This is a genomic window from Nocardioides dilutus (assembly GCF_054779555.1).
Genome location: NZ_BAAGYA010000001.1, coordinates 116,406 through 129,085, shown reverse-complemented (window position 1 = coordinate 129,085; position 12,680 = coordinate 116,406). Strand labels below are relative to the sequence as shown.

At 71.0% G+C, this 12,680-nt stretch carries 14 protein-coding genes; 9 read left to right on the top strand and 5 right to left on the bottom strand.

Annotation, left to right across the window (positions count from 1 at the left end; translation table 11 throughout):
• Positions 1-183 precede the first annotated feature (183 nt).
• Together ACYVC6_RS00650 and arfB are read left to right on the top strand one after the other, a co-directional pair.
• Positions 184-1,173 (top strand): thrombospondin type 3 repeat-containing protein, encoded by a 990-nt coding sequence (locus ACYVC6_RS00650; protein WP_460709902.1) that lies wholly within the window; start codon positions 184-186, stop codon positions 1,171-1,173.
• A gap of 81 nt (positions 1,174-1,254) precedes the next feature.
• On the top strand, positions 1,255-1,680 hold the full coding sequence (gene arfB / locus ACYVC6_RS00645; protein ID WP_460709900.1) for an alternative ribosome rescue aminoacyl-tRNA hydrolase ArfB: 426 nt from the start codon (positions 1,255-1,257) through the stop codon (positions 1,678-1,680).
• 3 nt (positions 1,681-1,683) lie between these two features.
• Here the strand turns inward: arfB and ACYVC6_RS00640 are convergent, their stop codons facing one another.
• Positions 1,684-3,033, bottom strand: a complete 1,350-nt coding sequence (locus ACYVC6_RS00640) for an HNH endonuclease signature motif containing protein (RefSeq protein WP_460709898.1) — start codon at positions 3,031-3,033, stop codon at positions 1,684-1,686.
• A gap of 85 nt (positions 3,034-3,118) precedes the next feature.
• Here ACYVC6_RS00640 and ACYVC6_RS00635 point away from each other — a divergent pair, with 85 nt between their 5' ends.
• Genes ACYVC6_RS00635 through ACYVC6_RS00620 form a run of 4 tightly spaced genes read left to right on the top strand, consistent with a single transcriptional unit; the run spans position 3,119 to position 5,873 of the window.
• Positions 3,119-3,718, top strand: coding sequence for a hypothetical protein (locus ACYVC6_RS00635; RefSeq protein WP_460709896.1), 600 nt, complete (start codon positions 3,119-3,121; stop codon positions 3,716-3,718).
• 38 nt (positions 3,719-3,756) lie between these two features.
• On the top strand, positions 3,757-4,509 hold the full coding sequence (locus ACYVC6_RS00630) for a hypothetical protein (protein ID WP_460709894.1): 753 nt from the start codon (positions 3,757-3,759) through the stop codon (positions 4,507-4,509).
• A gap of 24 nt (positions 4,510-4,533) precedes the next feature.
• A complete protein-coding gene (locus ACYVC6_RS00625) occupies positions 4,534-5,139 on the top strand; it encodes a hypothetical protein (RefSeq protein WP_460709892.1) in 606 nt (201 codons plus the stop codon).
• On the top strand, positions 5,136-5,873 hold the full coding sequence (locus ACYVC6_RS00620) for an alpha/beta hydrolase family protein (protein ID WP_460709890.1): 738 nt from the start codon (positions 5,136-5,138) through the stop codon (positions 5,871-5,873). Before ACYVC6_RS00625 ends, ACYVC6_RS00620 begins: the two co-directional genes overlap by 4 nt.
• Here ACYVC6_RS00620 and ACYVC6_RS00615 read toward each other — a convergent pair.
• Positions 5,826-6,614 (bottom strand): hypothetical protein, encoded by a 789-nt coding sequence (locus ACYVC6_RS00615; RefSeq protein ID WP_460709888.1) that lies wholly within the window; start codon positions 6,612-6,614, stop codon positions 5,826-5,828. The two genes, ACYVC6_RS00620 and ACYVC6_RS00615, sit on opposite strands and share 48 nt — an antisense overlap.
• A gap of 89 nt (positions 6,615-6,703) precedes the next feature.
• On the opposite strand from ACYVC6_RS00615, the gene ACYVC6_RS00610 reads away from it, so the two are divergent.
• Both ACYVC6_RS00610 and ACYVC6_RS00605 read left to right on the top strand, forming a co-directional pair.
• Positions 6,704-7,615, top strand: a complete 912-nt coding sequence (locus ACYVC6_RS00610; RefSeq protein ID WP_460709886.1) for an alpha/beta fold hydrolase — start codon at positions 6,704-6,706, stop codon at positions 7,613-7,615.
• A 46-nt stretch (positions 7,616-7,661) separates the two neighbouring features.
• Positions 7,662-8,525, top strand: a complete 864-nt coding sequence (locus ACYVC6_RS00605) for a hypothetical protein (RefSeq protein ID WP_460709884.1) — start codon at positions 7,662-7,664, stop codon at positions 8,523-8,525.
• 4 nt (positions 8,526-8,529) lie between these two features.
• Here ACYVC6_RS00605 and ACYVC6_RS00600 read toward each other — a convergent pair whose 3' ends face one another.
• Together ACYVC6_RS00600 and ACYVC6_RS00595 are read right to left on the bottom strand one after the other, a co-directional pair.
• Positions 8,530-9,345, bottom strand: a complete 816-nt coding sequence (locus ACYVC6_RS00600; RefSeq protein ID WP_460709882.1) for an ABC transporter permease — start codon at positions 9,343-9,345, stop codon at positions 8,530-8,532.
• Positions 9,342-10,364 carry an ATP-binding cassette domain-containing protein gene (locus tag ACYVC6_RS00595; RefSeq protein ID WP_460709880.1) on the bottom strand — a complete coding sequence of 341 codons (1,023 nt, stop codon included), beginning with the start codon at positions 10,362-10,364 and terminating at the stop codon, positions 9,342-9,344. Before ACYVC6_RS00595 ends, ACYVC6_RS00600 begins: the two co-directional genes overlap by 4 nt.
• 62 nt (positions 10,365-10,426) lie before the next feature.
• Between ACYVC6_RS00595 and ACYVC6_RS00590 the strand changes: the two genes are divergently transcribed.
• Entirely contained in the window at positions 10,427-11,386 is a 960-nt protein-coding gene (locus ACYVC6_RS00590; RefSeq protein WP_460709878.1) for a helix-turn-helix transcriptional regulator, read from the top strand.
• On the opposite strand, the gene ACYVC6_RS00585 is transcribed toward ACYVC6_RS00590, so the two are convergent.
• Positions 11,369-12,655: a cation:proton antiporter gene (locus tag ACYVC6_RS00585; protein WP_460709876.1), complete on the bottom strand. Its 1,287-nt coding sequence runs from the start codon at positions 12,653-12,655 to the stop codon at positions 11,369-11,371. The two genes, ACYVC6_RS00590 and ACYVC6_RS00585, sit on opposite strands and share 18 nt — an antisense overlap.
• Positions 12,656-12,680: the final 25 nt, after the last annotated feature.

The window sequence follows — 12,680 nt, the reverse complement described above, 5'->3', positions numbered from 1 at the left end:
CGGGCCACTCGAACGTCCCGACAAATGGTCAGCCCGGGTCATAGCCCGCTGAGCGATGGGATGACAGTCTCGCTCGCGGACCGCGACGCGGTCCCAGGGCAACGGGGGGGCCGGCGACGTGAGTCGCCGGGTGGCCATGCGTCTGTAGATCCGACGCCCTGCACTCGCAGAGAACGGATTCACATGCGCACCAAGCTTTTCGCGGCAACCGCCGCCATCGCCCTCGCGGGCCTGACCGGGATGCCCGCTGCCGACGCGGCACCCAGCTCGACCACGGTCCAGGTCACGCCCGCCGACCTCGGCAACGGCTGGTACGCGGCCGACACCCGCGCTCCCGGCACGGCGACCTTCGAGAACGGACCTGCGACTCCGCCGCTGGGTGCCGGCAGCTTCGAGCTCCAGACGATCACGAACGCCGAGAAGGTCCAGCTCTTCACCGACGCCTACGACGGGGTGCTCCTTGCCGACATCGACGGGATCGGCTACTCGACCTACCGCGACCCGGCATCCACCGGCTTCATCGCCGGAGTCAACGCCCTCAACCTGCGCGTCGACACCACCGGTGACGGAAACCCCGACGTCTACATGGTCTACGAGCCCTACCAGGACCAGGGCAACGGTGCCGTCCAGACTGGTGTCTGGCAGGACTGGGACGCCTACCGCGGCGGCGCGGCCGAGTGGTGGATCAACACCGGGGCGGGTGGCTGCGGCCAGAACTCGCCCTGCACCTGGTCGACCATCGTGGGCCTCTTCCCGAACGCGGCAGTCGAGGAGGGAACCTCCTGCGGACCCGCCAACGCGGTCGCACCATGCCCGGGCTCGCTCGGCCTCAACCAGGGCTCGTTCAACTCGGGGATCATCTCCAACGCCGATGCGCTCTACGTGTCGGTTGACGGCGCCAAGACGACCTACGACTTCGAGCTGGTCGCCGACGCCGACGGCGATGGCGTTCCGGACGGCAGCGACAACTGCCCGACCGTGGCCAACCCCGGCCAGGAGGACGAGGACCAGGACGGCACCGGCACCGCCTGCGACACCCCGGAGAAGCCGACCACCAAGGACCAGTGCAAGAACGGTGGCTGGGCGAGCTTCAACGGCATCTACACCTTCAAGAACCAGGGTGACTGCGTGAGCTTCGTGGCCACCGGGGGGAAGAACGCGCCCAAGGGCTGACGCACGACCCTCCGCGCAAACGCTGCAGTGCCCGCCTCTCTCCAGGGGCGGGCACTGTCGCGTCCGGGCGACAATGACCGGATGGCCGATGACCTCGAGGTGACCCGCTCGTGGACGGTCCCGGGGGCCGAGCTGTCCGAGCGCTTCTCCCGGTCGTCGGGTCCGGGGGGCCAGAGCGTCAACACCACCGACAGCCGAGTCGAGCTCTCGGTCGACCTGGCCGGATCCGCCTCGATGCCCGCCTACCTGCAGGAGCGGGTCCTCGAGCGTCTCGCCCCGCGGTTGGTCGCCGGCGTCCTGACCGTGACCGCCAGCGAGCACCGCACCCAGCACGCCAACCGGCGAGCCGCGCGGGAGCGCCTGGCTCAGCTCCTACGCGAGGCGGCCGCGCCCCCGCCGCCGCCACGACGGCCGACCAAGCCGAGCCGGCGGGCGCGCGAACGCAGGATCGAGGACAAGAAGCGACGCGGCCAGGTCAAGCGCGGCCGTCAGGGACGTTTCGACTGAGGATCACTCGAGCTCTCGGGTGCCGTCTCGGGTGCGGAGGTAGAGCAGGCCGTGAGGGTCGGCCCACAGGTAGGTGCCGGGTGGGCCGAGCTTCCAGTAGCGCCAGCCAGCCAGGGTCTTGAGTCGGTGGTGATGTCGGCACAGCGGCGCGAGGTTGCAGCTGGGGCAGGTGACGCCGCCGGCGTCGAACGGGGTGATGTGGTCGCAGTCGCAGTGGCGGGCCGGCCGGTTGCAGTAGGGGTGGACGCAGGTCGGTTCGCGGCGCTCGAGGATCTGCCGGTCCCGCGCGGACGGGGCGTAAGTGACCTTCGCCCGGATCTCGTGGTCATTGCACGCTGTCGGAGCGGCGTGGTCACGAATGGGTTTGACGACCAGGTTGATGTCGGGTCGTCCGGCCCAGGTGCGGATGACCTGGTCGAGGTGGGCGCGCTGGTCGGCGTCGGTCATGACCGGGTCGAGGCCGAGCAGGTGGCCCTCGCGCAGGTCGAGAGTGGCGACCAGGTCGCGGGTCCGGGTGGGCTTGGCGTCGAGCTCGCCGGTGAGGAGGGCGTGGGCGCGGGCGGGGTCGGCGAGCACCCCGAGGGCGGCCGAGCGGCGTACGTCGAGGGAGTCGTGCTGGTGCTCGGGCAAGTGCCCGAGGATCTCGGCGACGGCGGTGAGGGTCTCGTCGAAGGGCGCGAGGTCGGCCCAGTCGGCCTTGGCGTCCATCTCCGCGATGCCATGGTGGTTGAGCGACGCCGCGTCGATCCTCACGTACCTGGCGTCGAGGGCCTCGAGCTGTTCGAGCTCACGCTGCTCGGCGTGCAGCCGCAGCATCGCCTCGTCGACCAGCCGGTCGAGCACGACCGGGCCGATCACCTCGGACTCCTCGACCCGGGCGGTGACCTGCTGGTCGACGTAGCGGCACACGTCGGCGGGCTGGCCGAGCAGTGCCTGGGCGACCTTTCGGGCTCGCCAGGCCGGGACCCGGCGCGCACGGGTCTGGGTCCAGACCCGCGGGGCGCGGTGGGCCAGGACCAGCACGTCGCGGATCAGCGCCCGCCCGGCCGGGGTGGACATGTCGTTGGCGGCCGCGAAGGCCGCCGGCGCATCCCATCGGATCGGCGGGATACCGATCCACTCCCGGTCGTCCTCGCAGAGCAGGTCGGTGGTGTCCTCCAGCCACGACGGAGCCTGCGCCGGCTCCCAGGACTCCTGACCAGGCTGAGCCAGGTGGGCGTTGGCGAACTCCAACGCGAGCTCGAGGACCTCGACCTCGGCGTCGTCCGCGGTCCGGCGGGCCTCCCGCACTCGCACCAGCACGTCCCGCGGCAGGGGCGCGGAGTCGGGGAGGGCGTCGGCCGTGAGGGTCATCGTGGCCTCACTATAACCGAACATATGATCGAAAACAAGCCACCTCAACACCCTTGACCGAAAGGTCGTGTGGCAGATTCTGGCCATGATCCTCCGACACCTGCGCAACAACGCCGTCGCCTACCTCGCCCTCGCCGTCGCCCTGACGACGGGCACCGCCTCCGCCGCGACCGAGATCGCCAACGGTTCCGTGACGGCCAAGAAGCTCGCCAAGAACTCCGTCACCGCACCCAAGATCAAGACGAACGCGGTCCGGTCCGCCGACGTGAAGGACGGGTCCCTCTCCGCGGCCGACATCGCGCCCGGTGTGGTGCCGCTCGCGTCGTGGGTCGGTGGGAAGACGTTCCTGCCGGGTGACGACCCGGCGAGCTCACCGGACGCACCCGGAATCAACGCCCAGGTGTTCACCCTCCCCCGGGCCGGGAGGCTTCAAGTCACGTTGTTGTCAGCCGGCATGACGGCGACCTGCAATGCCGGAGACCCCTACGTCGGCGTCTACGTCGACGGGACCCCGGTGCCCGGCACCAGGGTGCAGCTGGGCAGCCTGGCGCCCGTGTTCGCGATCGGGGTCATCGCGGCATCGGCCGGGACGCACTCGGTCTCCTACGGCCTGGACTGTCCGAGTGGCGCCTTCAGCGGCTTCGACACGGTGCCCAGCGCCTACGGTCTCGTCCTCGCCGACTGACCCCCTCGGGTGCTCGCACCGTGTGGCAGATTCGAGGCATGACACTTCTCGGACACCTCCGCCAGAACGCCGTCGCCTACCTCGCCCTGGCCGTCGCGCTGTCCACCGGATCCGCGTACGCCGCCGACAGGATCGCCAACGGCTCCGTCACGACCAAGAAGCTCGCCAACAACGCGGTCACCTCGACCAAGATCAAGAACAACGCGATCAAGTCGATCGACATCAGGACCGGCACCGTCAACTCCGACGACATCGGGACCAACGCGGTCGGCTCGCTGGAGATCGGCGACAGCTCGGTCACGACTACCGACATCCAGGACGACACCGTGCTCTCCGCGGACATCAAGGACGACACGCTCAGGCGGCAGGACATCAACGACGGGGTCGTGCCCCAGGATGCCGACATCTTCGCCACCAACCTCGGCGCGGGGAACCCACCGCTGGCCTCCGCGCTGCCGCCGACCGGGAGCGGGCTCAACTCGTTCCAGTTCACGCTGCCGCGCAACGCCAAGCTGGCCATCGAGTTCTTCGCCGGTGAGCTGGGCGTCGACTGCACTGCGCCCTCGGGCCAGGGCCAGGTCGGGCTCTACATCGACGGTGCGCCGCAGGCCGGCACGCTGACCAACGTCCCCACATCGGCCGACGCCGGCACGGTGCAGATCGTCACCAACCAGTTCCTCACCGCAGGCGTCCACACGCTGACCACGGGTGAGCAGTGCGCGACCGGCACCTACGGCCCGAACGTCCCAGCCAAGCGGGTCACCTGGGCGGTGCACGTCCTGGCGCGGTAGCCCGATGCGGCGTCACACTGGCGCATGCTCCATCACCTCCGCCAGAACGTCGTCGCCTACCTGGCCCTCGCCGTGGCGCTGGGGACCGGGACGGCCTACGCCGCCGACCAGATCGCCAATGGGTCGGTCACGAGCAAGAAGCTCGCCAAGAACTCGGTCACCTCGCCGAAGATCAAGAAGAACGCCGTGAAGTCGGCCGACGTGAAGGACGGCAGCCTCGGCGCTGCGGACCTCGCTCCCGGCACCCTTGTGCAGGCCAACTTCGCTTCGACCGTCGTGGTCGGTGCGCTCGACCCGGTCGCGGCCCCCGACGTGCCGGCCGCGGACGCGCACGCGTTCACGGTGCCCCGGGCAGGCACTGTCGTCATCGAGTATGCCGCCGAGGTCTTCAACGGCTCATGCAGCGGCGCCTCGGCGCGCGCGGGGCTGTATCTCGACGGCGCGCCCCTGTCGGGCACAGGCGTCCCGGTGCCGCCACCCAGCGACCCGCCAGAGTCCGTCATTCTCAAGGCGACGGCCGCCGTGGCAGGCGGCGCCCACACGGTGGCAGTCGGCCTCGACTGCCCCACCGGGCCAGTGGGCGCGTTCAGGAGTGGCCGCTCCTTCATGGTCCTGCTGCTCGCGGAGTGACCAGCGGTCGCGCCGCGCGCCGGGTCGCCTACGGCGCCGACCCGAGCCAGTTCGGCGAGCTCTCGCTACCGAGCGGTACGCCGCGCGGCGTCGTCGTCGTGATCCACGGCGGGTTCTGGAAGTCGGCCTACGACCTCTCGCTCGGGCGGCCGCTGGCGGCCTCGCTCGTCGAGCAGGGCTGGGCGGCGTGGAACCTCGAGTACCGGCGGGTGGGCAATGGGGGCGGGTTCCCCGTCACCTTCGACGACGTCGCCGCGGGAGTCGACAAGCTGGCCGACCTCGACGTGGACCTCACGACCGTCGTCACGCTCGGCCACTCCGCCGGCGGTCACCTGGCGGTGTGGGCCGCGGGCCGCGGGGAGTACGACGCCTGGCGGCCGCGGGTCGTGGTGACCGCAGCCATCTCGCAGGCCGGTGTGCTCGACCTCGTCAGTGCCGGCGAGCAGGGGTTGGGCGACGGCGCGGTGCAGGCGCTGCTCGGCCACACCGCGGGGCCGGAGGACTCGGCGGTCGACCCGCTCCAGCAGGTGCCGCTCGGCGTACCCGTGTTCTGCGTGCACGGGACCGGTGACGACATCGTCCCGATCGTCCAGTCGGAGACCTACGTCGGGGCCGCGGTCGGCGAAGGTGCGGAGGCGGAGCTGGTGGAGGTGGACGGCGACCACTTCGTGGTGATCGACCCGGCCTCAGAGGCGTGGCGGGCGCAGCTCGGGATACTCGACCGGCTTGGCTGAGCGATCTGTCGGTGTGACTGCCTCCTCCGAGGCAGGCAGGTTGCTGATCTTCTGCCAGATCTTGCGGGAGAGCCCGACCGTGAGGGTCTCGATCCGCGACACCGTCTCGAGGACCACCGAGTCCCGGGACTCCTCGGCGCACAGCGCAGCCGCCTTGCCGACCAGGCTCAGGAGCTCCGTGCAGTAGTCGAGGTAGCGCGCCATCTCGTCGCGGGTCATGTCGAGCGGCCTGCTGACGCTGGTGGCGACGTAGGAGGACCGGAGCTGCTCAGGGTCCTTGCTGAGCTGGTGCATGTCGATGATGTGCGCGGTCGACCGCAGCTGGAACAAGAGGTTGAGCAGCTGCCCGCGGCGCAGACGCTCGGGGAAGGAGTAGAGGAAGAACACCGCGATCCCCGCGAACACGACGTCGTTGATGACCGTCTCGATGAGTGGAAGGACATCCAGGGAGTTGGTGATCCTGCCGTCCTCGATGAACGCGTCGCGTAGCGCGAGGACCAGCGCGAGCACAGTCGCGGCGACGATCGCGAACATCGCGATCCGGGACGCGACGCGCAGCGCCCGGACCTTGCGCTGGGTGTCCGTGGCACTCGACTGGACCTGGTCGATGAGGAGCATCAGGTCACCGGCCACCCCCCGGAGCCCTCGCTCCGGGAACCTCGCCCCGATCCGCTCGTGCAGCTCCACGACGACCTCGCGGACCGCGTCAGCCTCGAGCGGCTCCTTCACGTCCACGTCCACGGTCGGCAGCCTAGGGCGGCGGACCCCTGCTCGGCGGACCTTCGCCTCTGCACCCTGGCAGGCGGTGCTCGGTCTCATGGGGTGTGGGCGTGGACGGAACGGCGCGTGCCGCCGACCTGGCGGCCGTGCGGGAGGAGCGGCTCCTCGGCCCGGGCGGCGTCGACCTCGCCGTTCAGGAGCTGGGAGAAGGTCGTCTGGTGGTCATCGCCAACGGCCTGGGTGGTTCGATGCGTGCGTGGACACCGTTCCTGGCCCGCTTCGCGCCGGGACACCGGGTGGTGGCCTACGACTACCGGGGCCTCTACCGGTCCGGTCCGCCGCCGGCGCCCGAGGCCGTCACCATCCACGACCACGCCGCCGACCTGCTCGCCGTGCTCCGCTGGGCAGGCGGCGAGCCGGCCCTGGTGATGGGCTGGAGCATGGGCGTCCAGGTGGCCGTCGAGGCCGCCTTGGCCGAGCCGGACCTGGTGGCCGGCCTGGTGCTGGTGGCGGGCGCGCCGGGCGACCCGCTGGCCGGCGTGCTGCACACCTCCCTGAGCCGCATCGTCATCCCGCCCGTCAGCCGGGTGGTGGAGGCGGGTGCTCGGCCGTTCGGGGCCGCACTCCGGCTCCTCGCCGCCTCGGGCAGCGGGCCCCAGGTCCTGCGCCGGTGCGGCCTGGTGGCCCCCACGTGCGACCTCGAGACCTTCCACGCCCTGTCCGGGGACTTCGCCGGCCTCGACTGGCGCCTCTACATGCGCACCCTGCGGGCCATGGCCGGACATGACGCCTGGCCGCGGCTCGGCGAGCTGACTGCTCCCACCCTCGTCGTCGGCGGCACCCGCGACCTGTTCCTCCCGACGGACACTGTCCGGGCGACGTCCGCGGCCATCCCCGACGCCGAGCTCCTCCTCATCGAGGGTGCCACTCACTACCTGCCCCTCGAGTTCCCGGAGGTGCTGGACGAGCGCGTGCGCCGCTTCGAGGCCGAACGGCTGGGCGGGCCCGGGGCCTCCACGTGACGTTCGGCCCTATCCCCCGGGAAGCAGCGGCTCGCATGCTCGAACCATGGGACCCCTGCCATCGCCACTCAGCCTGGCCGGCGTGGGGACCAGGCACCGCCCCGACGGCCACCTCGCGACCGAGGTGCCGGCCTACCGCCGCTTCATGCCGGCGCTGATGCCCACGCGCACCGGGTCGACCGTCTTCTTCGACCAGGTGGTGGAGGTGGAGGCCGCGCAGCGTTTCGTCGCGGCCACCAGGTCGGCTCATCCGGATCTGCACCCGACGCTGTTCCATCTGGTGCTGTGGGCACTCGGCCGGATGTTCGACCGTCACCCGCACCTCAACCGGTTCGTGTCCGGTGGCCGTGTCTACGACCGGGACGGCATCTGGATCTCGTTCACGGTCAAGACCGAGCTGACCGACGAGGGCACCCTCGTCGAGGTCAAGCACCTCTGTGACCCGACCCAGTCGTTCGCCGACTTCGTGCGTGACATCGAGTCGTCGGTGGTGGCCGCCCGCGCCGGCGCCGAGGGCGTGGCCGACAAGGAGATGTCGCTGTTCCTGCACCTGCCTCCGCTCCTGCGCCGCGGCGTCGTCCGCCTGGCCGAAGCGGCCAACGCCCTCAATGTGCTGCCCCGGGCCCTCATCGACGGGGACCCGTTCTTCGCCAGCGCGTTCGTCACCAACCTCGGCAGCGTCGGCATCGACGCGGGTTTCCACCACCTCTACGACTACGGCACCATCCCGCTGTTCTGCACGTTCGGGCTCGTCCACGACGGGATCGTGGCCCGTGGCGGCAAGCCCGCGGTGGCCCGCGTGGCGTCGCTGAAGTTCAGCTACGACGAGCGCATCGAGGACGGCCTCTACGCGGCGAGGGCCGTGCAGGACCTCTGTGCGATCCTGCACGACCCTGCCTCAGTGGCGTAGGGCTCTAGCTCGAGGCGCGCATCGCCTTGAGTCCGACCCACAGCCCGAACGCCGCCACGATCGCGGAGGCGCCGAAGCCGGCGAGCACGGTGTCGGCCGGGATGGTGCCCGCGAACAAGGCCCGCTCGGCCTCGATGACGTACTTCAGCGGGTTGAGGTCGGAGGCGGTCCGCAGCCAGCCCGGGGCGCCGTCGAGCGGCAGCAGCACGCCGGCCAGCAGCAGCACCGGGAAGATGAGCGTCTGCTGGACCGTCCAGAACAGCCAGTCCTGGTCCTTCGCGGCGAGCGCGAGGGCGAAGCTCAGCGCACCGACGCCGATGCTGAAGAGGGACAGGAGGACGACTCCGACCAGCACGTGCGCGAGGTGCAGGTCGAAGCTGAACGGCGTCACGACCACGACGATGATCGCCGCCTGCATCAGCATCGGGACGACCTCCTTGAGGGCGCGGCCGACGAGCAGAGAGCTGCGCGACAGCGGGGACACGAGCAGCCGCTCGTGGGAGCCCGTGACGATCTCCTGGGTCAGGTTGGCTCCCGTGAACGACGCGCCCATCAGCGCCGTCATCGCCACGATCCCCGGCACGAACCACTGGAGCGCGGAGCCACCACCCTCAACCTCGGGCAGCAGCGGCGCGAACAGCCCGAGGAACACCAGGGGCTGCACCATCGCGAAGAGGACCGAAGCGGGCTCGCGGAAGACCGGCTTGAGCTCGCGGACCATGACGTTCCAGGTGTCGGCGAGCACGCCGGGCGCCCTGAGCTCCGGCGTACGCCGCACGGCGACCTCGCTCACGGACGGGCTCTCAACGATCGCGGTCATGCTGCTGCTCCTTCGGTGTCGTCGTTCTGCTGGGTCTCGTTGCTCTCGCGCAGGCTGCGGCCGGTGAGGTCGAGGAAGACGTCGTCGAGCGTCGGGCCGACCACCTCGATCCGCTCGACCGGGGTGCCCTGCCAGGCCAGGTCCGTGACCAGGCCGGCGGCCAGGTCGCGGCCGTGGGCGACGCGGACGCTGACCTCCAGGTCGTCGACGTCCACCACCGCGCCGGGGATGTTCGCGGCACGCTCGGCGCCGATCGTCGCGTCCGCGACCGACCCGAAGCCGAGCCGGACCAGGTCGCCGAGCGACGACTTGAGCCGGGCGGCGGAGTCGTCGGCGATGACGACGCCGTGGTCGATGACGACCACCCGGTCGGCGATCGTGTCGGCCTCCTCGAGGTAGTGCGTGGTCAGCACGATCGTGGTGCCCTGCTCGGCGTGCAGCCGGGTGATCTGCTCCTGCAGGTTGACCCGGTTCTGGGGGTCGAGGCCCGTCGACGGCTCGTCGAGGAACAGGATCCGCGGCGTGTGGACCAGGCCGATCGCGACGTCGAGCCGGCGCCGCTGGCCCCCCGACAGGGTCGAGACCGGCCGACCGGCCTGCTCGGTCAGGTCGAACGCCGCGAGGAGCTCGTCGGCGCGCTCGTGGGCCTGTCGCCGGGTCATCCCGAACGCTTTGGCCTGGCTGACCAGCTCGTCGCGACCACGCTGGGCGTGGCCGGCGGCGTTGCCCTGCCCGACGTAGCCGATGGAGCGGCGGACGTCGCGGTTGTCGCGCACCACGTCGTAGCCGGCGACCTCGGCGGTGCCGGAGGTGGGCGGCAGGAGGGTCGTGAGCATCCGCAGGGTCGTCGACTTGCCGGCGCCGTTGGGTCCGAGGAAGGCGACGAGCTCGCCCTGGGCGACCTCGAGGTCGAGGCCGCGGACGGCCTCGACCGTCTTCTTGTGGCGGGTGAAGTGGCGGGTCAGCCCGCTGGTCCGAATCACTGGACTGCTCGATGTGGTGGTCGATGAAGTGGTCATGGGAAGAGCCTCGTAGCCATATAGGTCACTTCCTGACCGCAATATGAAATACTTTCGACGACATGAACACCAGTGCCCGGATGCTGCGCCTGCTCTCGTTGCTGCAGACCCACCGCTACTGGCCCGGCTCGGAGCTGTCCGACCGGCTCGAGGTCAGCCCCCGCACCCTGCGTCGCGACATCGACCGGCTGCGCGAGCTCGGCTACACCGTCGACGCCGTCCGGGGCGTGGCCGGCGGCTACCAGCTCCGCGCCGGCGGCTCCCTTCCTCCCCTCCTGCTCGAGGACGAGGAGGCGGTGGCGATCGCGGTCGGCCTGCAGTCCGCCGCCTCCGGCTCGATCGCCGGTATGGAGGAGCCGTCGGTGCAGGCGCTGACCAAGGTGATCGGCCTGATGCCTCCGCGGCTGCGCCGGCAGATGGACGCGATCCGGTCCGAGACCGACAACCTGCCCTGGCGTGGTGGGCCGGAGCTCGACCCGTCCCTGCTGGCCGTGCTGGCCCAGGCCTGCCGGGACGACGAACCACTGAAGTTCACCTACACCGCGAGAGAGGTGGAGCCGACCGACCGCTGGGTCGAGCCGCACCGGCTGGTCACCCTCGGCCGCCGCTGGTACCTCGTCGCCTACGACCGCGACCGCCAGGACTGGCGCTCGTTCCGGGTGGACCGGATCAGCGAGCCGCGGACAACCGGGCAGAGGTTCCGGCCCCGCGACCTGCCCGCCGAGGACGCGCTCACCTTCGTGCAGTCGGGAATCCGGCGGATGCCGCAGCGCTACGCCGTGCGGGTCCGCGTCGACGCGACGGTCGCCGAGGTGGCGGCGGCCGTCGGCCACTGGGGCACGGTCTCGGGGGAGGACGGCGACTGCCTCCTGGAGATGAACGTCGACGCCCTCGAGTGGCCGGTGATGGTGCTGACCCAGCTCGACCGGGACTTCGTCGTGGAAGGACCGCCGGAGCTGGTCGAGGTTCTCGACCGAGCCTCGCGCCGCTTCGCCGCAGCAGGGTCAGTCGGCAAGGCGTAGCCGCTCGAGGCGAGCCATCACCGGCGTGGAGAGCACGCCGTGCAGGCCGACCGACAGGACGACGGCGAAGGACACCGTCGCCCAGAGCCAGTCGCTCCCCAGGGACGGAGCCTCGCCGGCGGCGTAGGCCAGGTAGTAGAGCGAGCCGATGCCTCGGACCCCGAAGAAGGCGACCGCCCAGCGCTCCTGCGGCAGCAGGCCACCGCGATCCTCGGCCGAGCCCGCCCACGGGGCCAGCGCCAGGATCCCGGCGAGCGGCCGGACCACGAGGACCAGAGCCAGGCCGACCAGGACCCCGCGCCAGTCCAGCGCGTCGAGGATCCCCCTGGTCAGGGCGATGCCCAGCACCAGCAATACGAACAGGGTCAGCATCCGTTCCAGCCGCTCGGCGACCTCGTGCATCGCCGCGTGGTAGTCGTGGGAGCGCTCCGCGGAGCGGAAGGTCATCGCGCAGACGAAGACGGAGAGGAAGCCGTAGCCGCCGGCGATCTCGCCGACGCCGTAGGAGAAGACGAGGGCGGCCAGGGCCAGGAGGGACTCGCCCCGCTCGGCGACCCTGAGCGACCGGCTTTCAGAGCGGAACGCGATGTAGGACAGGACCCGCCCCACCGCGAGCCCCGCGACGACCCCGATGGCCACCTTCGCGAACAGGTAGAACCCCACCCAGCTCACCGCCCACTGCGACACCCCGCCCTCGGTGGCCAGCAGGATCGCGGCGTAGACGAAGGGGAAGGCCAGACCGTCGTTCAGTCCCGCCTCCGAGGTCAGCGTGAACCGCACCTCGTCGGTCTCGTCCACTTCGTGCTCGCCCGTCTGCGGACCGGCGACCTGCACGTCCGAGGCCAGCACGGGGTCGGTGGGCGCCAGCGCGGCGCCCAGCACGAGGGCCGCCGCCGGCGCCAGGCCGACCGACCAGCCGAGCACGGCGACCGCCGCGATCGTGAGCGGCATGCCCACGGCCAGCAACCGCCAGGTGGCACCCCAGCGTCTCCAGGTGCTCCGGTCCCGCGGGCTGAGGGGGCGGTCCAGCGCCAGCCCGACCCCCATCAGCGCGACCAGGATCGCCAGCTCGGTGACGTGCTCGATGACCACCCGGTTGTCCTGCGGGTCGAGCGGCATCCCCTCCGGCAAGGGCGTCGCGCCGATCAGCATGCCCAGTCCGAGCAGGACCATGGGCGTCGACACGGCCCAGCGGCTGAGCAGCTCGGGCAGCACGATCGCCAGGAGCAGCGAGCCCCCGGCGACGACGTACACCCAGTCGGCGGTCATGACCGGGGAGGTACCCCGTCCCTAG